This is a genomic window from Streptomyces sp. NPDC048664, assembly GCF_040650555.1.
Classification (GTDB): Bacteria; Actinomycetota; Actinomycetes; order Streptomycetales; family Streptomycetaceae; genus Streptomyces.
Genome location: NZ_JBEZHK010000011.1, coordinates 189849 through 211596 on the forward strand (window position 1 = coordinate 189849; position 21748 = coordinate 211596).

The following is a 21748-nucleotide window of genomic DNA, read 5'->3' on the forward strand; positions in this document are numbered from 1 at the left end:
TGCAGTCGCTGTGTTGCCGCAGCCGTGGTGGCCTCGCGGTACCGAGTTGAGACACCTCTGAGGAGACAGTGCCGTGACCGGGATCAAGACGACCGGCCAGAAGAAGTTGATGTTCTTCTCCGGCCGCGCCCACCCCGAGCTTGCCGAGGAGGTCGCCCAGCAGCTGGGTGTCGGGGTCGTCCCGACGAAGGCCTTCGATTTCGCCAACGGTGAGATCTATGTGCGCTACCAGGAGTCGGCGCGCGGTGCCGACTGCTTCCTGATCCAGAGCCACACGGCTCCGATCAACAAGTGGATCATGGAGCAGCTGATCATGATCGACGCGCTGAAGCGCGCGTCGGCGCGGTCGATCACCGTCATCGTGCCGTTCTACGGTTACGCGCGGCAGGACAAGAAGCACCGTGGGCGTGAACCGATCTCGGCGCGTCTGGTCGCGGATCTGATGAAGACGGCGGGTGCGGACCGGATTCTGACGGTCGACCTGCACACCGACCAGATCCAGGGCTTCTTCGACGGCCCGGTGGACCACCTGTTCGCGCTGCCGCTGCTGGCGGACTACGTGGGCCACAAGGTGGACCGCTCCAAGCTGACGGTGGTCTCGCCGGACGCGGGCCGTGTGCGGGTGGCGGACCGCTGGTGCGACCGGCTGGGCGCGCCGCTGGCGATCGTGCACAAGCGGCGTGACAAGGACGTCGCGAACCAGGTGACGGTGCACGAGGTCGTCGGTGACGTGGAGGGCCGTATCTGCGTCCTGGTCGACGACATGATCGACACGGGTGGCACGATCTGCGCCGCCGCGGACGCGCTGTTCGCGCACGGCGCGGAGGACGTGATCGTGACGGCGACGCACGGTGTGCTGTCGGGTCCGGCCGCCGACCGCCTGAAGAACTCCAAGGTGAGCGAGTTCGTGTTCACGAACTCGCTGCCCACCCCGGGAGAGCTGGAGCTGGACAAGATCACGGTGCTGTCGATCGCTCCGACGATCGCGAGCGCGGTGCGCGAGGTGTTCGAGGACGGCTCGGTGACGAGCCTGTTCGACGAGCAGTGAGGGTCCGCCGGTAGCCCCGGCAGAGATCGTTTTGGGTGCGGCCTCCCGGCCGAGTAGACTGCTGCAGTTGCTCGGCGAGGGAGGCCGTACCCATGGGTACGGCGGTCCGTTATCGACGCGCTCTTCGTAGCAGGCCGTTCGTGGCCGGGTGACCTCTCCAGGCTCCATGGAGCAGGGAGATCCCCACTGTTTTTCGTCCTACGAGGAGTGAGCATGTCCGAGGTGAAGATCTCCGCCGAGTCGCGCAGCGAGTTCGGCAAGGGTGCCGCGCGCCGTATCCGTCGTGACCACAAGGTCCCGGGTGTTCTGTACGGTCACGGTTCCGACCCGCTGCACCTGACCCTGCCGGGCCACGAGCTGCTGATGGCGCTGCGCACGCCGAACGTCCTGATCTCCCTGGACATCGACGGCAAGACCAACGAGCTGGCGATCCCGAAGTCCGTGCAGCGTGACCCGCTGAAGGGCTTCCTGGAGCACGTGGACCTGCTGCTGGTGAAGCGCGGCGAGAAGGTCACCGTCGAGGTCCCGGTGCACGCCGAGGGCGAGCTGGCCCCCGGTGGCAACCTGCTGGAGCACGTCCTGGTGGCGCTTCCGGTCGAGGCCGAGGCCACGCACATCCCGGAGGCCGTGACGGTCTCGGTCGAGGGTCTGGAGGCCGGTGCCTCGATCCACGCCAAGGACGTCAAGCTCCCCTCCGGCGTGACCCTGGCCGTCGAGGAGGACGCGGTCGTCCTCCAGGTCCTGGCCGCCCAGGCCGAGGAGGCCCCGGAGGGCGAGGAGACCGAGGCCGAGGGCGAGGCCGACGAGGCTTCCGCCGAGGCCTGATCCTCGCGCCACATCGTGTCGCCGGCCGCCGCTCCCACTGGGGGCGGCGGCCGGCGCGTATCAAGGAGGCATGGACGTGACCACCCCCGCAAGTGCTCCCTGGCTCGTCGTGGGCCTCGGCAACCCGGGACCCGAGTACGAAATGAACCGGCACAACGTGGGGTTCATGGTGGCCGATCTGCTGGCGGCGCGGATCGGCGGGAAGTTCAAGCGGGCCGGCAAGGCGCAGGCGCAGGTCGTGGAGGGGCGGATCGGCCCCCCGGGCCCCGCGAACCGCCGGGTGGTCCTGGCGAAGCCCATGTCGTACATGAACCTGTCGGGTGGGCCGGTGAACGCGCTGCGGGACTTCTACAAGGTGCCGCTCGCGCAGGTCGTGGCCGTCCATGACGAGCTGGACATCGACTACGGGACGCTGCGCCTGAAGCTGGGCGGCGGGGACAACGGCCACAACGGGCTGAAGTCGATGACCAAGGCGATGGGCCCGGACTACCACCGGGTGCGGTTCGGGATCGGGCGTCCGCCGGGTCGTATGCAGGTGGCGGACTTCGTGCTGAAGGACTTCTCCTCCGCGGAGCGCAAGGAGCTGGACTACTTCGTGGACCGCGCGGCGGACGCGGTGGAGTGTCTGGTGATCGAGGGTCTGGAGCGGGCGCAGGGCACGTACAACACGTGAGCCTGCCTGCGGCCCGGGGTTACGTGCGGACAACTGGGGACTTGTCGCCCGCCGGTCCCGGGCGGGGTTGACCAGGTGCGGAAGGCTGGCCAGTATCGCGGCCATGCCTTCCGCCTCCTCCCCCCGGGCCTCCCATCGGGCGCCTTCCCACGCGGCGCCCCGGGGCGCGGTGACAGCGCTGCGGACGGTGCGGCACGCGGTCCTCGGCGCGGTCGCGGTGGTGATCCTGATCGGCGGTGTGTGGGGGTCGTGGGGCACCGCGCAGTACGTGATGCTGACCAAGGGCCGGGAGCGCGGCACGATCGAGGTGACCCGGTGCGGGGCCGACACGTGCCATGGCCCGTTCACCCCGCTGTCGACCGGCGCGGTGGCGCGGGGCCGTGTGGTGATCGGCAGGTCGGCCGCGGTCCAGCGGGGGCGGACGTACACGGTGGTGCTGAAGCCGGGTTCCGACGAGGTGGTCCGGTCGGGTCCGGCGGGCGTGCTGTACGCGTGGATTCCGCTCGGCGGGGCGCTGCTGCTGGCCTCTGTCGTGGTGGCGGGCGGGCTGCGGCTGGCGCGGGCGGCATGGCTGCTGGCGGGCGCGGGAATCCTGCTGCTGACGTCGGCGTTCGCGGTGATCTGAACGGCGTACGGTAGGGCTGTGCCCCCGGGCCCATGCGGGGCCCGGGGGCACAGCCGTGTCCGGTCGGCTCGACAGCCGGGGGTCAGCCGGTGTTGCGCAGTCCGGCGGCGACGCCGTTGACGGTGAGCAGCAGCGCGCGGGACAGCAGCGGGTCGGCTTCGGTGCCGGCCGCCGCCGCGTCGCGCTGGCGCTTGAGAAGGGCGACCTGGAGGTAGGAGATCGGGTCCAGGTAGGCGTCGCGGATGGTGAAGGTCTGCTTGAGGCCCGGGTCGGCGTCGAGCAGGTCCTTCTCACCGGTGACACGCAAAATCTCGCGGACCGTCAGCTCGTGTTCGGCCTCGATGCGGGCGAACACGTGCTTCAGCTCGTCGGGCACGAGGGTGTCCACGTAGTGCCGGGCGATCCGCAGATCGGTCTTGGCGAGGGTCATCTCGACGTTGGAGACGAAGTTGCGGAAGAAGTGCCACTGCCCGTGCATCTCGTCCAGGACGCTGTCGAGCCCCGACTCGCGCAGCGCCTTGAGGCCCGACCCGACGCCGTACCAGCCGGGGACGATCTGGCGTGACTGGGTCCAGCCGAAGACCCAGGGGATGGCGCGCAGTCCGTCGAGTCCGGCCCCGGAGTCGGGGCGGCGGGAGGGCCGCGAGCCGAGGTGGAGTTCGGCGAGCTGGTCGACGGGAGTGGAGGCGAAGAAGTACGCGGGCAGGTCGGGGTCGTCGACGAGGGTGCGGTAGGCGGCGTGGGCCGCGTCGGAGACGACGTCCATCGCCGCGTCCCAGCGGGCGAGGGCGTCGCTGGACTGGCGGGGCGCGGTGTGCAGGGCGGAGGCCTGGAGGGTGGCGGCGACGGTGAGTTCGAGGTTCTCGCGGGCCAGGGAGGGGATGAGGTACTTGTCGGAGATGACCTCGCCCTGCTCGGTGACCTTGATCTCGCCTTCGAGGGTGCCCCAGGGCTGGGCCAGGATCGCGTCGTGGGTGGGGCCGCCGCCTCGGCCGACGGTGCCGCCGCGGCCGTGGAAGAGGCGCAGCCGCACACCGTAGCGGTGGGCGACGTCGCGCAGCCGGCGTTGGGCGCGGTGGATCTCCCACTGGGAGGTGGTGATGCCGCCGAACTTGGAGGAGTCGCTGTAGCCGAGCATGACCTCCTGGACGTCGCCGCGCAGGGCGACCAGGCGCCGGTAGGAGGGGTCGGAGAGCATGTCCTCCAGGATGGTGTCGGCGGCCTTGAGCTCGTCGGTGGTCTCCAGGAGGGGGACGATGCCGATCCTGGCCCAGCCGGCGTGGAGGTCCAGGAGTCCCGCCTCGCGGGCGAGGACGGCGGCGGCGAAGACGTCGTCGGCGCCCTGGCACATGGAGATGATGTACGACTCGATGACGTCGGGGCCGAACGCCTTCATGGCGCGCCCGATGGTCTCGAAGGTGCCGAGGGTCTTCGTTCCGGCGTCGTCGAGGGGGGCCGGGCTGGGGGCGAGCGGGCGACGGGAGCGGAGCTCCTTGGCGAGGAGCTTGTGCCGGTACTCGCGGGGCATGTCGTCGTAGCGCCAGGACTCCTCGCCCAGGCGGTCGAAGAGCTGGCCGAGGGCGTGGTGGTGGGCGTCGGCGTGTTCGCGGACGTCCATGGTGGCCAGCTGGAGGCCGAAGGCGGCGAGGGTGCGGATGGTGCGGGCGAGCCGGCCGTCGGCGAAGAGCCCGCCGCGGTGGGCGCGCAGGGAGGTCTGGATGAGCCGCAGGTCGTGCAGGAGTTCGGCGGTGCCGAGGTAGTCGAGGCCGGGTTCGTGCCGGGAGCCGCGGGCGAGCCGTTCCTTGGTGTTGGTGAGCTTCTCGCGGATGCAGGTGGCCTTGAGCCGGTAGGGCTCCTCGGCGTTCAGCCGCTTGTAGCGGGGGCTGATCCCGGGCAGCCGGTCCAGGTCGGTGCGCAGGGACGCGAGGAGTTCCTCGGTGGCTCCGGTGTAGCGGACGGACTGGGAGAGCAGGGCGCGCAGTTCGTCGATGGTGTCGAGCGCGTCGTTGATCCCGTGTTCGTGCTGGAGGATGAGCACGTCCCAGGTGACCTGGGGGGTGACGTTGGGGTTGCCGTCGCGGTCGCCGCCGATCCAGGTGCCGAAGGTGAGGGGCCTGGTGGTGTCGGGGAGCTTGACGCCGACGCGTTCGAGTTCGGCGGTCAGGTCCTCCAGGACGTCGCCGACGGCGTGGGCGTGGAGCTCGTCGAGGTAGTAGATGGCGTTGCGGGCCTCGTCGGCGGGTTCGGGGCGGACCACGCGCAGTTCGTCGGTCTGCCAGACGAGGTCGATGTTCTCGGCGAGGCGGCTGTCGTGGCGGCGGCGGTCGGCGACCGTGACGGGGGTTTCGAGGAGTTCGGCGATGCGCCGGAGCTTGCCGAGGACGGAGCGGCGTGCGGCCTCGGTGGGGTGCGCGGTGAAGACGGGGCGCACGGTGAGGTTCTCGACGCTCTCGCGGACGTGCTGGGGGTCGGCGTCCTTCAGGCGGTCGGCGGTGCGGGCGAGGAGCCCGCCCTCGGTCTCCCGGCGGGCGCGCAGTTCGCGTCCGCGGTGGACCTGTTCCGCGACGTTGGCGAGGTGGAAGTAGGTGGAGAAGGCGCGGACGAGGCGCGCGGCGGTCTCCAGTTCGGTGCCGCGCAGGAGTTCGGCGGCTGCCTCCCCGTCCTCGCGGGTCAGTCGACGGACACGTTCGACCAGTTCCAGGAGTTCGGGGCCTTCTTGCCTGACCAGGGTCTCGCCGAGCAGATCACCCAGTCGGCGGATGTCGGCGCGCAGCTCGCCGCCGCCCACCGTGGTCCGGTCACCGGCCTGGTCGGGCGTGCGGTCGCTGGTCTGGTCCTGCGTCTGGTCGTCGGCACTGCTCACAGGTGCGGCTCCTTGCAGTGGTGAAGCTCGTCCGGAGGGGGCCCGGAGCGGGGCCGTGCGACGGATGCCGCTTGTGGCCCTGGTGTCCGGGAGGGATTCAGAGCGGACCGCGCTGTCCGACCGGCTCCCAGGATAGGTGTCCACACGGACGCGCAGGGTCAGGGGCTCTTGCCGCCGGGTGCCGCACTGCCATACTTACGACGCCGTAGGTTACGGAGCCGTAGGGAATCCCGTCAGATCACGGGGGAACCCTGGACCGTATCCGGGCACACCTGCCTCGACCCTCGACCCCACAGGGGACGCCCCATGGCCACAAGCTCCGATGTGATCGATGACGCTCCGGAGGCGAACGGCGACACGCCGTTGACGTCCGCGACGCTGGGTGGCGAGCGCAAGGGTTCGATCGAGCAGTTCACCCTGCTGCTGTTCATCGTCCTCCCGTTCCTGGCGCTGATCGCGGCGGTGCCGCTGGCGTGGGGGCGGGGGGTGAGCTGGCTCGATCTGGGCCTGATGGTGTTCTTCTACTTCCTCGGCTGCCACGGCATCACGATCGGCTTCCACCGCTATTTCACGCACGGCTCCTTCAAGGCGAAGCGGCCCCTGAGGATCGCGCTGGCGATCGCCGGGTCGCTGGCGGTGGAGGGTCCGCTGGTGCGCTGGGTGGCCGATCACCGCAAGCACCACAAGTTCTCGGACGCCGAGGGCGACCCCCACTCGCCGTGGCGGTTCGGTGAGACGGTGCCGGCGCTGATGAAGGGCCTGTGGTGGGCGCACATCGGCTGGCTGTTCGACGAGGAGCAGACACCGCAGGAGAAGTACGCGCCCGACCTGGTCAAGGATCCGGCGATCCGGGCGGTCTCCCGCCAGTTCGTGCTGTGGACGGCGGTGTCGCTGGGGCTGCCGCCGCTGATCGGCGGGCTGGTGACGATGTCGTGGTGGGGTGCGTTCACGGCGTTCTTCTGGGGCTCGCTCGTACGGGTGGCGCTGCTGCACCACGTGACCTGGTCGATCAACTCGATCTGCCACGCGGTGGGCAAGCGGCCGTTCAAGTCGCGGGACCGCTCGGGCAACGTGTGGTGGCTGGCGGTGCTGTCGTGCGGGGAGTCCTGGCACAACCTGCACCACGCGGACCCGACGTCGGCGCGGCACGGTGTGGAGCGCGGCCAGGTGGACTCCTCGGCGCGGCTGATCCGCTGGTTCGAGCGGCTCGGCTGGGCGTACGACGTGCGCTGGCCGTCACGCTCGCGTATCGATTCGCGCCGCAGCGGGGCCGGGGACGACTCCCGGCGCGGGAGGGCGGCCGCGGACGCGGCATGATTGAGGCGTGGCGACCGACTCATCCAGCACCCCGAACAGCGAGAAGCCCCGGCGTACCCGCCGTACCCGGATGACGGGCGCGGAGCGCCGTCAGCAGTTGCTGGAGATCGGCCGCACGCTGTTCGCGGCGAAGGGGTTCGAGGGCACGTCGGTGGAGGAGATCGCGGCGAAGGCCGGGGTGTCCAAGCCGGTGGTGTACGAGCACTTCGGCGGCAAGGAGGGGCTGTACGCCGTGGTGGTGGACCGCGAGATGCGGTGTCTGCTGGACATGGTGACGAGCTCGCTGACGGCGGGGCATCCGCGGGAGCTGTGCGAGCAGGCGGCCTTCGCCCTGCTGGACTACATCGAGGAGTACACGGACGGGTTCCGGATCCTGGTGCGGGACTCGCCCATCCCCCAGTCGACGGGGTCGTTCGCGTCGCTGATCTCGGACATCGCCACCCAGGTGGAGGACATCCTGGGCCGCGAGTTCAAGAGCCGCGGTTTCGACCCGAAGCTGGCCCCGCTGTACGCGCAGGCGCTGGTGGGCATGGTGGCGCTGACGGGGCAGTGGTGGCTGGACGTGCGCCGCCCGAAGAAGGCGGAGGTGGCCGCGCATCTGGTGAACCTGGCGTGGCACGGCCTGGACGGCCTGGAGCCGAGGCCCCGCCTGATAGGGCACCGCAAGAGCTGAGGTGCGGGGCGCGATCACCCGATGTGATGACCTTTGTCGGTCTCGACGGCTACGGTGGCGGCCTGGGCCGAATCCCGCTCATGGGAGGAATCACCGTGACTGCCGAGCCGTTCGACATCGACATCACGACGAACGCCCCCAGGCAGCTGCAGTAGTCAGCGGCTCCAGGAACTCCAGCCGGTTCCCCACCGGATCCCACGAGTAGAAGCGCCGGTGCCCCGGCAGGTCGCCGTCCCAGTTCACCGGTGCCCCGTGGGCGGCCAGCCGGGCCGCGTACGCCTCGATCTCCGTCACCCGCAGCCCGGGGTGGGCCTTCTTTGCGGGGCGGAAGTCGTTCTCGACGCCGAGGTGCAGTTGCACGGTTCCGGCCTGGAACCAGCAGCCTCCGCGTGCGGCGAGTACCGGTGGCTTGGGGAGCTCGGTCATGCCGAGAGTGCCGGCGTAGTAGGCGCGCAGCAGTTCCTCCGAGCCGGGGGGCGCGGCGAGCTGGACGTGGTCGAGGGCGGCGAGCATCGCTCAGCCCTCCTTCGTGGCCACGGCGAAGACGCGGCGGAACGGGAACACGGTGCCGTGTCGGGTGGGCGGGTACGCCTGGCGCAGTGCGGTGCGGTACTCGGCGAGGAAGTCCTCCGCGTCCTCGCCCAGCTCGGTGAGGACCGGCCGCAGTCCGGTGCCCTTGACCCAGTCCAGGACCGGGTCCTCGCCCTGGAGCAGATGCAGATAGGTGGTCTCCCACACGTCGGCGGCGCAGCCGAGGGCGGTGAGGTGCGCCAGGTAGGCCTCGGGCGCGAGGACGGCGTCGTCGTGGCGCAGGGTGTCGGCGAGACGGTCCTTCCAGCGGGCGGAGTGGGCGATCCGGCGCATCAGCCGGTGGCTGGGCGAGTCGAAGTTGCCGGGCACCTGGAAGGCGAGGGTGCCGCCGGGGGTGAGGGCGTCGATCCAGTCGGAGAAGCGGTGGACGTGGCCGGGCACCCACTGGAGGGTGGCGTTGCTGATGATCAGGTCGCAGGGCTCGGCGGGCGTCCAGTCGCGGGCGTCGGCGTGGGCGAAGTCGAGACGGCCGGGGCCCCGGGGCGGGCCCTCGTGCTCGGCGTGGGCGGCGGCGAGCATCTCGGGCGAGTTGTCGTAGCCGGTGATGTGCGCGGTGGGCCAGCGGTCGGCGAGCAGCACGGTGACGTTGCCGGGCCCGCAGCCCAGGTCGGCGATGCGGGGCTGCTCGCCGGGCAGCGCGGGGACGCGGGCGAGCAGGTCGGCGAAGGGGCGGGCGCGGTGGCCGGCGTGGCGCAGGTACTGGCCGGGGTCCCAGGCGGGGACGGTGGGCATGGCGTGGTCCTCCTCGCGGTGAAGGTGTGGTGCGGGTCCGGGGGCGAAGGCGCCACCCCCGTGGGCGCCTTCGCCGCCGTACGGGCTCCATCCTCGGACCCCTCTATCTCGATGTCAAGAAGCTTGACATCGAGAGACTTCACATCAAGAGACTCCATGTCGACACAACCACTACACTGATCGTCATGGAGGACGAGGTCGATCGGCTGGTCGCGGCGTGGCGCAGGGAGCGCCCGGACCTCGACGTGGAACCGCTCGAGGTGCTCAGCCGGGTGAGCAGGCTGGCCCGGCACCTGGACCGCGCCCGCCGACTGGCGTTCGCGGAACACAACCTGGAGCCGTGGGAGTTCGACGTCCTCACCGCGCTGAGGCGGGCCGGGAGCCCCTATCAGCTCTCCCCCGGCCAGCTCCTCACCCAGACGCTGGTCACCTCCGGCACGATGACCAACCGCATCGACCGCCTCGCGAAGAAGGGCCTGGTCGAGCGGCTGCCCGATCCCAGCGACCGCCGTGGAGTGCTGGTGCGGCTCACGGACGAGGGCCGGGACCGGGCGGACCAGGCGCTCGCCGGACTGCTCGCCCAGGAGCGCGCCATCCTGTCGGAGCTGAGCGGGGCCCAGCGCGGTGACCTGGCGGCGCTGCTACGCCAGCTGACCGCCCCGTTCGACAACATCCCCGGCTAGGTCGGCCGGCCCCACACCGGCCCGGCGGGCCAGGGCCACGGCGGCGAGGGTGGAGTGGACGCCCAGCTTGCCGAGGACGTTCTGCATATGGGTGCGGACCGTGTGCGGGGACAGGAACAGCCGCTCGGCGACGGCCTTGCGGCCGAGCCCGGCGACCATGCAGCGCAGCACCTCACGCTCCCGGGGCGTCAGGGACTCCACCAGCCGTTCGCTCTCGGTGCGGTGCTTGCGGGCGGCGGTCAGCTCGCGCAGCACACCGGTGAGCAGGGCGGGCGGAAGGTGCGTCTCGTCGCGCAGCACACCCCGGATGACCGTGAGCAGCCGGGACAGCGAGCAGTCCTTGGCCACCCAGCCGGACGCCCCGGCCTGCAGCGCGAGGGCCGCCCGCCGGGGGTCGTCCCGCTCGGCGAGGACGACGGTGCGCACACCCGGCTGCTGCTGTCCGGCGCGTACTCCCGCGACCAGGGAGATGCCGTCGACCAGCCCCTCCTCGTTGCTCTCCTGGACCGGGACCGCCGGGCGCGTGCCCGGGACGTTGCCGCCCAGGTCGGCGTCGACGAGCATCACGTCGAACCTGCGGCCCTCGGCGGCGGCCCGCTCCAGGCAGCGCAGCGCGGCCGGGCCGCTGCCCGCCGCGGACACCTCCACGTCCGACTCGGCCGCCAGCGCGGCGGCGAGGGACTCGGCGAAGATGCGATGGTCGTCGACGACCAGGACTCGGATACGAACCACTCAAACCCCCACTGACCGGGGGACGACCGATGCGGGGTACGGCGCGCCCGGAACTCCCCGGTTCCTCACCTGAGACAGGGCGGCGCAGCCCACCGCCGCCCCTCTTCGGGGCGTCGTACCCGGCTGTACCGCCCACTGGCCGGCACCGACCCCCCGACCGGCGCTGGTCACAGGGTAGAGCCAGAGGCCGGGAGGGGAAGGGGATTCGCTGAACTGGTCTGCCAGCGCGTTTATGGTGAGCCGCATGTTCCGTATCGAGACGGAAGTCGACAAGCGGCGGCGGGACCTGCTGCGCGCCCGGCTGAGCGAGACGAACACGGCGGCCTCCCCGGTGGTGCGCGCACTGCGCGGCACCCCCCGTGAGCGTGAAGTCCCCTTGCACGTCTGGGGGTTGGACGCAGTGGGCGAGGTGGCTGGTGGACTGGTCGGCCACACGTGGGCGACGTGGCTGCACATCACCTACCTGTGGGTCGACGACCGCCATCGCGGCAACGGCCTCGGCACCCGGTTGCTCCTGGAGGCGGAGCGCGTCGCGCGCGAGGGGCGCGCGTGCACGGCCGCGCGCCTGGAGACCTGGGACTTCCAGGCGCCGCAGTTCTACCGGCGGCGCGGCTACGCCGTGGTGGGCACGGTGGCCGACTACCCCCCGGGCATCACGGAGTACACGATGACCAGGCGGCTGACCTGACGGACGCCGGCACGGCCCGGCGGCGTCAGCTCACGCGGTGGGCGCCCCGGGACGGGTGCGCCGGGAAGACGCGGGGCGCCGGGAAGCCGGCCGCGGCGAAGGCCTTCTCCAGGTCCTCGGTGAGGGTGTCGGCGTGCGCGGCCTTCGCCAGGACGATCGCCGAGCCGCCGAATCCGCCGCCCGTCATGCGGGCGCCCAGCGCGCCGCGGGCGTTCGCCGTGTCGACCACCAGGTCCAGTTCCGGGCAGGAGATCCGCAGGTCGTCCCGCAGGGAGAGGTGGCCCTCGGTCAGCAGGGGGCCGACGGCCCGTACGTCGCCCGCGTCCAGCAGGGCGGCGACGCGTTCGACGCGGTGGTCGTCCGAGACCACATGGCGCACATAGCGGCGCACCCGCTCGGAGGTCAGGCGCCCGAGCGCGGCCGGCAGGTCCTCGTGGGCGAGGTCCCGCAGATGCGTGACACCGAGCTGCCGCGCGCCCTCCTCGCATCCCGCGCGCCGCTCCGCGTACGCCCCGTCGCCCAGGGCGTGCTTGACCCGGGTGTCGACCACGAGCAGCTTGACGCCCTGGGCGCCCGGGTCGAAGGGGATCTGGCGCAGGGACAGATCGCGGCAGTCCAGGTGCAGGGCGTGGCCCTCGGTGGCGCACGCCGACGCCATCTGGTCCATGACACCGCACGGCACGCCCACGAAGTCGTTCTCGGCGCGCTGGGCGAGCCGGGCGAGTCCGGGGCGGGTCAGGCCGAGGCCGTACAGGTCGTTCAGGGCGAGCGCGGTGACGACCTCCAGGGCCGCCGACGAGGACAGGCCCGCGCCGGTCGGCACCGTGGAGGACAGGTGGAGGTCGGCGCCGGTGACCGGGTGGCCCGCCTCGCGCAGCGCCCAGACGACGCCCGCCGGGTAGGCGGCCCAGCCGGTGTCCGCCGGCGGTGCCAGGTCCTCGACACGCAGTTCGACGACCGGTCCCCCGATGTCGGCGGAGTGCAGGCGCAGCACCCCGTCCGTGCGGCGGGAGACGGCCGCTAGGGCCTGGTGCGGCAGGGCGAACGGCATCACGAACCCCTCGTTGAAGTCCGTGTACTCGCCGATCAGATTGACCCGGCCCGGTGCCGCCCACACCCCCTCGGGCGTCGTCCCGTACAGCCGCGTGAAGCCCTCGCGCACGTCCACCTACCGCTCCTCGGCGATCTTCCGCGCGAACTCCCACGCGTCCGCGACGATGCCCGCGAGGTCCGCGCGGGACGGGTTCCAGCCCAGCCGCTCCCGGGCGGTGGCGGCGGAGGCGACCAGGACCGCCGGGTCTCCGCCCCGGCGCGGAGCCACGACCTCCGGGATCGGGTGCCCGGTGACCTTGCGGACGGTCTCGACGACCTCGCGCACCGAGAAGCCGTTGCCGTTGCCCAGGTTGCAGATCAGGTGCTCGCCCGCGGTGGCGGCGCCGAGCGCCAGCAGATGGGCCTCGGCCAGGTCCGCGACATGGATGTAGTCGCGCACGCAGGTGCCGTCCGGGGTCGGGTAGTCGTCGCCGAAGACGGAGATCGCCGCACGCCGCCCCTGCGCGACCTGGAGCACGAGCGGGATGAGGTGGGACTCGGGGTCGTGCCGCTCACCGCGGCTGCCGTACGCGCCCGCGACGTTGAAGTAGCGCAGGGAGACCGCGGCCAGGCCGTGCGCGGCGGCCTCGCCGGTGATCATGTGGTCGACGGCCAGCTTGGAGGCGCCGTAGGGGTTGGTGGGCCGGGTCGGCGCGGACTCCGTGATCGGCACCCGCTCCGGCTCGCCGTAGGTGGCGGCGGTGGAGGAGAAGACGAGCGTGCGCACGCCCGCCGCACGCATCGCGCCGAGCAGCGCCATGGTGCCGCCGACGTTGTTGTCCCAGTACTTCTCGGGCTTGACGACCGACTCGCCGACCTGGGAGAAGGCGGCGAAGTGCAGGACCGCGTCGAAGGAGGGGTCCAGCCAGGTGGCGGCGTCGCGGATGTCGCCCTCGACGAAGGAGGCCCCCTCCGGGACCCCCGCGCGGAATCCGGTCGAGAGGTTGTCGAGCACGACGACCTCGTGCCCCGCCTCGAGCAGGTGCTGCGCCACCACGCTGCCGACATATCCCGCGCCGCCGGTGACCAGGTACTTCCCACTCATGAACTCGCTACCTCTCGCAGTCGCTGGGCCGCGGCTTCCGGCGGCACGTCGTTGATGAACACGTTCATGCCGGACTCGGAACCCGCGAGGAACTTCAGCTTGCCGGAAGTTCGGCGGACGGTGAAAAGCTCGAGGTGGAGCGCGAAGTCGTCCCGGGTGACGTCGCCCGGGACGTCCAGGGCACCGAACGGCGCCTGGTGCCAGGCCGCGATGTACGGCGTCGGCGACCCGACCCCGTCGAAGATCCGGTCGAAGCGCCTCAAGAGTTCCAGATACACCTGGGGGAACTCTGTGCGTGCGGCGTCGCCCAGCGCGAGAAGGTCGGGGACGCGCCGGCGGGGGTAGAGGTGGACCTCGTAGGGCCAGTGCGCGGCGTGGGGGACGAAGGCGACCCAGTGCTCACTCTCCAGGACGACCCGCTCGGCGGCGAGTTCGCGCTCCAGGACGGCGTCGAAGAGGTTGCCCCCGCCGGTCGCCTCCTTGTGGGCGCCGAGCGAACGGAGCATCAGGGTGGTGCGGGGGGTGGTGAAGGGGTACGCGTAGATCTGACCGTGCGGATGGCCGAGGGTCACACCGATCTCCTGGCCGCGGTTCTCGAAGCAGAACACCTGCTTGACGGCGGGCAGGTGGGACAGCTCCGCGGTGCGATCGGTCCAGGCGTCCAGCACCAAGCCCGCCTGCTCCTCGGTGAGGTCGGCGAAGGAGGCGTGGTGGTCGGAGGTGAAGCAGACGACCTCGCAGCGCCCGGAGTCCCCGGCGAGGGAGGGGAAGCGGTTCTCGAAGACGACGACGTCGTACGACGACTCCGGGATCTCGCTGAGCCTGCCGTCCAGGGAGGGGCACAGCGGGCACTCGTCGGCCGGCGGGTGGTAGATCCGGCCCTGGCGGTGGGACGCGACGGCGACCGAGTCGCCGAGCAGCGGGTCGCGGCGGATCTCGGAGGTGGTGACGGTCGGCTGGAGCGGCCGGCGGTCCACCGCGTCCCGCACGGCGTCGTCGCGCAGGTCGTAGTAGACGAGCTCGCGACCGTCGGCCAGCCGGGTCGAGGTCTTCTTCACGGCTCCGTGCCTTTCTGCTGCCACTCCCGCGCCGGGCACGCCGGGCGCTCCCGCGCCCACCCGACACCCTTGCGATCAAACATAACCCAACACAACGAACCATGATGGACCCCCAGGGGTCAACATCACAATCAAACAAAGAGCGTCATCAGAACTGTTCAGATATCCAACGCGAGGGCGTAGGTTCCGCTCTGATCGGCTCACGCAACGAAGCGAGTACTCATGGAAACCGCCACACATCTGGCCGCGGGACTACGGCTCCCCACGAACGGCCTCGACTACACGATCCTCGGGATCTACTTCGCCGTCGTGCTGGGCATCGGCTTCGCCGCCCGCCGCTCCGTGAAGACGAGCCTCGACTTCTTCCTGTCCGGACGCTCACTGCCCGCCTGGATCACGGGCCTCGCGTTCATCTCCGCCAACCTGGCCGCCACCGAGATCCTCGGCATGGCCGCCAACAGCGCCCAGTACGGCGCCTACACCGTCCACTGGTACTGGATCGGCGCCATCCCGGCGATGGTCTTCCTGGGCCTGGTCATGATGCCGTTCTACTACGGCTCCAAGGTCCGCTCGGTCCCGGAGTTCCTGCTGCTGCGCTTCGACAGGGGCGCGCATCTGCTGAGTTCGATCCTGTTCGCCTTCGCGGCCATCCTGATCGCCGGGGTGAACCTGTACGCCCTCGCGATCGTCGTCCAGGCGCTGCTCGGCTGGCCGCAGTGGGTGGCGATCGTGGTCGCCGGCTTCTTCGTGCTCGCGTACATCACCCTCGGCGGGCTCTCGTCCGCGATCTACAACGAGGTGCTCCAGTTCTTCGTGATCCTGGCGGCCCTCATCCCGATCACCGTGCTCGGGCTGAGGAAGGTGGGCGGCTGGGGCGGCCTGACCGACAAGCTCACCGCGGCCCACGGCCACGACTTCACCACCGCCTGGGGCGGCACCGGCATCGGACACGCCAACCCGCTGGGCGCCAACTGGCTGACGATCGTCCTCGGCCTCGGGTTCGTGCTGTCCTTCGGCTACTGGACCACCAACTTCGCCGAGGTGCAGCGCGCGCTGTCCGCGAAGAACCTCTCGGCCGCGCAGCGCACCCCGCTGATCGCCGCCTACCCGAAGATCTTCATCGTCTTCCTGGTGATGATCCCCGGCCTGGTCGCCGCCGCCCTCGTGCCGGAGATCGGCACCCCGGGCTCGGACCTCCAGTACAACGACGCGATCCCGTACCTGATGCAGGAGCTGCTGCCCAACGGCGTGCTCGGCATCGCCGTGACCGGCCTGCTGGCCGCGTTCATGGCGGGCATGGCGGCCAACGTGTCCTCCTTCAACACGGTGTTCACCAACGACATCTGGGCGAAGTACGTGGTCAAGGGCCGCGAGGACTCCTACTACGTGCGGTTCGGCCGGCTCATCACCGCGATCGGCGTGCTCGCGTCCGTCGGCACGGCCTTCCTCGCCTCCTCGTTCTCGAACATCATGAGCTACCTCCAGACGCTGTTCTCCTTCTTCAACGTGCCGATGTTCGTGGTCTTCGTCGTCGGCATGTTCTGGAAGCGCGCGTCCGCGAAGTCCGGCCTGTGGGGCCTGCTCGCCGGGACGGTGACCGCGATGGTCAACTACTTCGTCATCTACAAGGAGGGCGTCATCGGCATCCCCTCCGACCAGGGCGCCAACTTCGTCTCCGCCATCGCCGGGTTCGTGGCGGGCGCGGTCGTCATGGTGGTCGTCTCCCTGTTCACCAAGCCGAAGCCGGAGGAGTCCCTGCGGGGGCTGGTGTACGGCACCAAGTCCCCGGGGATGGCCGAGGCCCCCGCCGAGGGCGACGACGCCTGGTACCGCAAGCCCGCCCTGCTCGGCTGGGGCTCGGTCGTCCTCGCCGCCGCCTGCTACATCCCGTTCTCGTTCTGACCGCGGGAGGATGGAGAGACCATGTCCGAGTACTCCGAGCGTGACGTCCACAGCGCGGTCACCGATCTGGAGGAGAAGTCCGCGACCGCGGCCGGCATCTTCGACCTGCGCCGCATCATCGGCGGCCTGTTCGTGCTCTACGGCGTCATCGTGATGATCGCGGGGTTCACCGCGTCCGACGCCGACATCCGCAAGGCCCAGGGCGTCAACATCAACCTGTGGACCGGCCTGGGCATGCTGCTGCTCGGCCTGTTCTTCCTGCTGTGGCTGAAGCTGCGCCCGACGGTCCCGCCGGCGCCGCCGCTGCCGGACGGCACCGGGAGCACCGACGGCACCACCGACGGCCAGGCCTGACCCCGCGAACCGGTACGGGCCCCCGCCCCGAGGGGAGGGGACCCGTACCGGCCTAGGCCTGTCGGCCCTTGGCGTCGGTGAAGGGGCCCGCGCGGTCCAGGAGGCCCGTGCGGGCGGCGAGGGCCGCGGCCTCCAGCCGGGATCCCACCCCCAGTTTCATCAGGACCCGCTGGACGTGGGTGCGTGCCGTCGAGGGGGCGATGCCCATGCCGGCCGCGATCAGCCGGGTGTCCTCCCCGTCCGCGACCCGCACCAGCACCTCCACCTCGCGCGGGGTCAGCATCTGCAGCAGACGCTGGCCCTCGTCGTCCGGCTGGGCCGCGGGATGGAGCAGCTCGCCGAACGCCCCCTGGAGCAGGGTGGGCGCGACCGCGGCCTCCCCCGCCCGGGCCTTCATGATGGCCCGCTCCACGCCCTCGATGCGCTCGTCGTGCCGTACGTATCCGGACGCTCCGGCCGCGAACGCCGCGGCTATCCCGCGCGGGCTCGGCACCGGTCCGAGGACCAGAACCGCCACCTGCGGACGCTCCCGCTTGATCCGCACCACCGGGTCGAACGCGCCCGGCTCCGCGGGCACCGCGGTGCCCAGCAGGCACACCTCGGGCGCCCTGGCGATCACCAGGTCCGCCGCGCCCGCGCTCGGCGCCGCCGCGGCGAGCACCCGGTGCCCCCGCAGCTTCAGTGCCGAGGCCAGCGCCTCGGCCAGCAGCCGGTGGTCATCGACCACCATGAGCCGCACTCCCATCGAGCAACCCCCCAGTCCCCCCACGGATGCCCGTCACGGATGCCGGACCGGCCCTGAGGGACGTCACCTTTGCCTTTCATGCACCGGGAAGCTACACGCTTGTTCGACGTCGCGCTTCCCCAACGGGGCAAGAATGCCGGGGATTTGCGAAATCCCTCCCATTGGGGCCTGATGAGGGGTACGTGAACGGCCCCGCCCCTGAGCAGGAGCGAGGCCGTATCGCGCGCGCGGCGCGCGCCGCTTCACGCCGGTGCCGCCGCGGGTCGCCGCGCCGTCACCGGCCGATGCTCACTTCGGGCCGAAGCAGAGCGCGACCTTCCTCCCGTCCGAGGAGTCGTACTGGTCCACCGAGTTCTGGGCCAGGCACAGCCGGCCCTGGGCGAAGCGCATCTCGGAGTCGTCGCCGTCCAGGTTGCCGATCGCTTCGCGCATGGCCTCGGAGTCGGGCAGCTCCAGCAGCGTGGAGGGCTTCCCGGTGGTGCCGTCGACCGAGAGCACCTGGGGGCTCTTCTCGTACGAACCGCCCTTGTAGGCCAGCAGGTTCGGGCCGTCCATACGGAGCGGGAAGATGTCGAAGCCGTCCCCCGCGTCGACCTTGTCACCGGTCGTCTTCCCCGTGGCCAGCGAGAACGCGACGATCTCGTTCGTCTGCGCGGAGCCGCCCGAGCCGTCGTGCTCCTTCGTCGGCAGATACAGCTTGTCGTTGCCGACCGTGAACCCGTGGCAGACGTTGATCTCGTCGCAGTCGGCGTCGTACCTGCCGTCCGGGAGGGAGATCTTCGTGCGCAGCCTGCCGGAGTCGTCCAGCGAGAAGATGTCCGAGATGCCGTAGGACTTGGTGTCGCCGGACCGCACGCCGAACACGACCGGCTTGGTGGACATCACCTTGACGTCGCGCAGGCCCCGGGGCAGCGGGTAGGTCCACTTCACGTGGCCCGTCCTCGGGTCGAGCAGCTGGATCTTGTACGTCGCGGTGTCGTAGTCGCCGCACGACTGCTCCACGACGAGCTGCTCACCGCCCGCGTACCCGTCGTCCTCGCACGCGCCGACCTGGGGCCGCCACAGGAGCTTGCCCGTCGCCAGCTCGAAGCCGGCGCCGCCCTCGTAACCGGCGGCGGCGACCGTGCCGGCACTGACCGAGATCTGTTCGAAGGTGATGGCCGAGCCCGAGACCGTGACCGGCTTGGTCCACAGTTCGCGCCCGGTGGCGACGTCGAAGGCCGTCACATCGGCGCAGTCCGGGCGGTCCTTGGCGCTGGTGCGCTTGCGGGTCTCGGTGACCACCGCCGCAATACCGGCGGGGCTGACCTCGGGCGAGGCCGCGCAGGTCTGGCCGTGCAGCGGCAGCGTCCACGTGACCGCGCCGGTGCCCGCCGCATAGCCGACGATCTTGCCCAGACCGGTCTTGGCGTAGACGGAGCCGGTGAGCCAGGAGCCGTGGATGTCGTCGAACTCGTCCTTGTCGGCGACCCGCGGGGCGGGCACCTGGAGGATCGTGCGGGCGCGGGGGTCGGCCGGGACCGTCTCCTTGCCCCCGGTGGCACCGCCGTGCCGGTCGGCCGCGGAGTGCCGCGTCCCGCCGCCCGACGACGAGCTCTTGGCGTACCAGACGCCGCCGCCGACGATGAGCGCGATGGCCACCACGGCCGAGACGACGATCCACACCTGGGCCTTCAGGCCCGTGCGCCCCCCGCCCTGGCCCGGCCCCGGCCCCATCGGCACGGTCGGCGGCTGCGGGGCGCCGAAGCCGGGCTGCTGGGGATAGCCGTACCCGGGCTGCTGGTGCGGGTAGCCGTAACCGGGCTGCTGCTGGGGATAGCCGTAACCGGCGGGCGCCTGGTGCGGGTAGCCGTAGCCGGCGGCTGCCGGCGGGCCCGAGGGCGGGTGGGGCTGCCCGTGGGGCTGCTGCGGCGGGGTGGGGGGCTGCGGGTAGCCGTAGCCCGGGCCCTGCGCGGGGGGCGGGGTCTGCGCGGGCGCGGGCGGCGTCGCGGGTGTGGGGGCGGGCGTGGGGCCGGGTGCCGGGGCGCTCCTGGGGTCGGGGACGGGCGGAGGTGGGCCGAAGCCGCCGGACGGGGGCTGGTTCGGGGGTGGAGGCGGCTGGCTCATGGTGTCGGTACCTCGAAGGACGCAGGGAGCGGGCGAACGGCGGACAGGGACGGGGAAGGCGGGTGCCAGGGGGAGAGGGCGGCGGGCTGCCCGGTCACTTCCCGTAGGCCAGCATCAGCTTGGCGTTGGTCTGGGTCCGGCCGGCGAGTTCGGTCGTGGAGACGTAGAAGCGGCCGTCCACGTAGTCGATCGCCCGGGAGGGGAAGGTCTCGATCTCCGCGACGCTCGCCGGGTTCCGCAGGAGGGTCGTCATGGTGTGGCTGCCACCGGTCGCGACGGAGAGCACCCGGCCGCCCGCGTCGGACGACGGCGCGACATAGGCGATCAGACCGGTGCCGGCGGCCTTGATCGGCTGCATCGGCTCGGACACCGGCGACTTGACCCGCCACCTCTCCTTGCCCGTGTCGAGGTCGAGCGCGACGATCTGGTTCGCGCTGCCGGTCTGGGCGCTGGTCGGCAGGTACAGGGTGTTCGCGTCGGCCACCGCGTCGGTGCACTCGCGCAGGTCGTTGCCGAACTGGGCCGAGGAGCAGTCGGGGGAGAGACGGGCGCCGGCGGACTCCGTGATCGTGGAGCGCGGCGCGCCGCCGCTCTTCAGCGTGACGACCACCCGCTTCACGAAGCTCTCGTCGGTGAGCTGGAGGACGAGCGGGTCGACGGAGTAGACGTGTTCCACGTGCAGGCCGTGGGCCAGCGGCGTCGTCCACCTGGGTCGGCCGTGGACGGGTTCGAGTTCGCGCACCTCGTCGTGGTCGCGGGTGCCGCCCTTGTAGCAGGAGAGGATGGAGACCAGCCGGGGGCCGCCCGCGAACCCGGACGGCATGCAGCTCGCGGAGGTGCCCTTGACGTCCCACAGCTTCTTGCGGGTGCGGATGTCGTACGCGATGCCGGACGACTCGCGGCCGACCAGCACGACGTTGCCGCTCGCGCTCAGGCTGATCTCCGAGGCGCTGTCGAAGCCGTCGCCGTCGGGGACCTGCATGCTCCAGTTCGTCCTGCCGGAGTCGAGGTCGATCTCCTGGAGCTGGTCGCACTTGGCCCTGTCGCTGACGCCGCTCATGTAGGCGACGACGATCCTGTCACCGGCGGCCTTCTCCGGGGTGACCGCGCAGATCTTCTGCGGGAGGGTGATCGGGGCCCAGGCGGGAGCGCCGTCCCCCACCCGGTAGGCGAGGACCTGGTTGTACGCGGCCTTGACCGCGGTCCTCCCGGTGATCCACATCCCCGGCGCGTAGGCACCGGAACCGGGGGCCTTGGGCGCCTCCTTGTACCAGAGGACCTTCGACTCCCCCGGTCTGCGGCCCGCGTTGAGGTCCCTGTCGTCCTGGCCGCCGTCGCCGTTGCCGTCGCCCTCGTCGACCGGGGCGGAGGTCGTGGCGGAGGGGGCGGGTGCGTGGCTTGCTTGGGCGGTGGGCTTCTTGTGCCCGCCGCCTCCGACCGCGTACACGGTGCCGGCTATGACGAGCAGCGCGGCGACCGCGGCGCCCACGACCAGAACGGGCCTGCCCTTGAAGGGGTTCCGGGAGCGCTGGCCGCCGGGCGGCGGAGTGGGCGCGCCCGGTGCCCCGGACATCCCGGCGACCTGCGGGTACTGCTGCGGAGAGCCGTAGCCGGGCTGGGGGGCGGTGTACGGGCCGGGCTGCGCGTACGGGCCGGCCTGCGCGTAGGGGCCTTGCTGGGGGTACGGGCCCGGTCGGCCGTAGGGGCCGGTCTGCGGGGGGTGGCCGGGCTGGGGCTGCTGCGGATAGCCGTAGCCGGGCTGTGGCTGCGGCGGCCCGAAACCGTCGGGTGATGGCTGGTCCGGCGGCTGGGTCATCAGTGCGCTCCCCCTTGTGACCGATGTGCCCGCACGTTCGTGGAACTCGGTTTTCCGCCACACCGGTAGTACTCAGAACTGTCTCAAGACCGCCCTTTGTATCACCGCGGCACCCCCGCGCAGAGGGCCGGCCCCGCCCCTGTTCCCAAGGGTGAACCGGCCCGTGATGCCCTCGTTACG

The 21748-nt window shown here is 71.3% G+C and carries 20 protein-coding genes; 10 read left to right on the forward strand and 10 right to left on the reverse strand.

What is annotated here, in order from left to right; translation table 11 throughout:
* The first annotated feature begins 73 nt into the window (after window positions 1-73).
* From AB0C59_RS15160 to AB0C59_RS15175, 4 genes are all read left to right on the forward strand, one after another.
* Window positions 74-1048 (forward strand): ribose-phosphate diphosphokinase, encoded by a 975-nt coding sequence (locus tag AB0C59_RS15160; protein ID WP_363004479.1) that lies wholly within the window; start codon window positions 74-76, stop codon window positions 1046-1048.
* 213 nt (window positions 1049-1261) lie between these two features.
* On the forward strand, window positions 1262-1873 hold the full coding sequence (locus AB0C59_RS15165) for a 50S ribosomal protein L25/general stress protein Ctc (protein ID WP_363004481.1): 612 nt from the start codon (window positions 1262-1264) through the stop codon (window positions 1871-1873).
* 70 nt (window positions 1874-1943) lie between these two features.
* Window positions 1944-2546 carry an aminoacyl-tRNA hydrolase gene (pth, locus tag AB0C59_RS15170; protein WP_363004483.1) on the forward strand — a complete coding sequence of 201 codons (603 nt, stop codon included), beginning with the start codon at window positions 1944-1946 and terminating at the stop codon, window positions 2544-2546.
* A 103-nt stretch (window positions 2547-2649) separates the two neighbouring features.
* The gene (locus tag AB0C59_RS15175) at window positions 2650-3171 is read left to right on the forward strand and encodes a hypothetical protein (protein WP_363004485.1); all 522 of its coding nucleotides are present in this window, start codon (window positions 2650-2652) and stop codon (window positions 3169-3171) included.
* 82 nt (window positions 3172-3253) lie between these two features.
* On the opposite strand, the gene ppc is transcribed toward AB0C59_RS15175, so the two are convergent.
* Entirely contained in the window at window positions 3254-5959 is a 2706-nt protein-coding gene (gene ppc / locus AB0C59_RS15180) for a phosphoenolpyruvate carboxylase (protein WP_363004591.1), read from the reverse strand.
* Window positions 5960-6340: 381 nt separating this feature from the next.
* Between ppc and AB0C59_RS15185 the strand changes: the two genes are divergently transcribed.
* Together AB0C59_RS15185 and AB0C59_RS15190 are read left to right on the forward strand one after the other, a co-directional pair.
* Entirely contained in the window at window positions 6341-7351 is a 1011-nt protein-coding gene (locus AB0C59_RS15185) for a fatty acid desaturase (protein ID WP_363004487.1), read from the forward strand.
* 7 nt (window positions 7352-7358) lie between these two features.
* The gene (locus tag AB0C59_RS15190) at window positions 7359-8024 is read left to right on the forward strand and encodes a TetR/AcrR family transcriptional regulator (protein ID WP_363004489.1); all 666 of its coding nucleotides are present in this window, start codon (window positions 7359-7361) and stop codon (window positions 8022-8024) included.
* Window positions 8025-8147: 123 nt separating this feature from the next.
* Here AB0C59_RS15190 and AB0C59_RS15195 read toward each other — a convergent pair whose 3' ends face one another.
* Both AB0C59_RS15195 and AB0C59_RS15200 read right to left on the reverse strand, forming a co-directional pair.
* Window positions 8148-8537, reverse strand: coding sequence for a glyoxalase (locus AB0C59_RS15195; RefSeq protein ID WP_363004491.1), 390 nt, complete (start codon window positions 8535-8537; stop codon window positions 8148-8150).
* A 3-nt stretch (window positions 8538-8540) separates the two neighbouring features.
* Window positions 8541-9347, reverse strand: coding sequence for a trans-aconitate 2-methyltransferase (locus AB0C59_RS15200; RefSeq protein ID WP_363004493.1), 807 nt, complete (start codon window positions 9345-9347; stop codon window positions 8541-8543).
* Window positions 9348-9532: 185 nt separating this feature from the next.
* Between AB0C59_RS15200 and tamR the strand changes: the two genes are divergently transcribed.
* Complete coding sequence (gene tamR, locus AB0C59_RS15205) at window positions 9533-10030, forward strand: MarR family transcriptional regulator TamR (protein WP_363004495.1); 498 nt, start codon at window positions 9533-9535, stop codon at window positions 10028-10030.
* Here tamR and AB0C59_RS15210 read toward each other — a convergent pair.
* Window positions 9989-10762 (reverse strand): response regulator transcription factor, encoded by a 774-nt coding sequence (locus tag AB0C59_RS15210; RefSeq protein WP_363004497.1) that lies wholly within the window; start codon window positions 10760-10762, stop codon window positions 9989-9991. The two genes, tamR and AB0C59_RS15210, sit on opposite strands and share 42 nt — an antisense overlap.
* A gap of 232 nt (window positions 10763-10994) precedes the next feature.
* Here AB0C59_RS15210 and AB0C59_RS15215 point away from each other — a divergent pair, with 232 nt between their 5' ends.
* Complete coding sequence (locus AB0C59_RS15215; RefSeq protein WP_363004499.1) at window positions 10995-11450, forward strand: GNAT family N-acetyltransferase; 456 nt, start codon at window positions 10995-10997, stop codon at window positions 11448-11450.
* Window positions 11451-11475: 25 nt separating this feature from the next.
* On the opposite strand, the gene galK is transcribed toward AB0C59_RS15215, so the two are convergent.
* Genes galK through galT form a run of 3 tightly spaced genes read right to left on the reverse strand, consistent with a single transcriptional unit; the run spans window position 11476 to window position 14645 of the window.
* Window positions 11476-12618 carry a galactokinase gene (gene galK / locus AB0C59_RS15220; protein WP_363004501.1) on the reverse strand — a complete coding sequence of 381 codons (1143 nt, stop codon included), beginning with the start codon at window positions 12616-12618 and terminating at the stop codon, window positions 11476-11478.
* Window positions 12619-13587, reverse strand: coding sequence for a UDP-glucose 4-epimerase GalE (galE, locus tag AB0C59_RS15225; protein WP_363004503.1), 969 nt, complete (start codon window positions 13585-13587; stop codon window positions 12619-12621).
* Window positions 13584-14645 carry a galactose-1-phosphate uridylyltransferase gene (gene galT / locus AB0C59_RS15230; protein ID WP_363004505.1) on the reverse strand — a complete coding sequence of 354 codons (1062 nt, stop codon included), beginning with the start codon at window positions 14643-14645 and terminating at the stop codon, window positions 13584-13586. Before galT ends, galE begins: the two co-directional genes overlap by 4 nt.
* Window positions 14646-14867: 222 nt before the next feature.
* On the opposite strand from galT, the gene AB0C59_RS15235 reads away from it, so the two are divergent.
* Window positions 14868-16547: a sodium:solute symporter family protein gene (locus AB0C59_RS15235; RefSeq protein WP_363004507.1), complete on the forward strand. Its 1680-nt coding sequence runs from the start codon at window positions 14868-14870 to the stop codon at window positions 16545-16547.
* A gap of 21 nt (window positions 16548-16568) precedes the next feature.
* Window positions 16569-16901 (forward strand): hypothetical protein, encoded by a 333-nt coding sequence (locus AB0C59_RS15240; protein WP_363004509.1) that lies wholly within the window; start codon window positions 16569-16571, stop codon window positions 16899-16901.
* A gap of 52 nt (window positions 16902-16953) precedes the next feature.
* Here the strand turns inward: AB0C59_RS15240 and AB0C59_RS15245 are convergent, their stop codons facing one another.
* The 3 genes from AB0C59_RS15245 to AB0C59_RS15255 form a co-directional block, all read right to left on the reverse strand.
* Window positions 16954-17646, reverse strand: a complete 693-nt coding sequence (locus tag AB0C59_RS15245) for a LuxR C-terminal-related transcriptional regulator (protein WP_363004511.1) — start codon at window positions 17644-17646, stop codon at window positions 16954-16956.
* 288 nt (window positions 17647-17934) lie between these two features.
* Window positions 17935-19752, reverse strand: a complete 1818-nt coding sequence (locus AB0C59_RS15250) for a PQQ-binding-like beta-propeller repeat protein (protein WP_363004513.1) — start codon at window positions 19750-19752, stop codon at window positions 17935-17937.
* A gap of 94 nt (window positions 19753-19846) precedes the next feature.
* Window positions 19847-21568, reverse strand: coding sequence for a PQQ-binding-like beta-propeller repeat protein (locus AB0C59_RS15255; RefSeq protein ID WP_363004515.1), 1722 nt, complete (start codon window positions 21566-21568; stop codon window positions 19847-19849).
* Window positions 21569-21748: the final 180 nt, after the last annotated feature.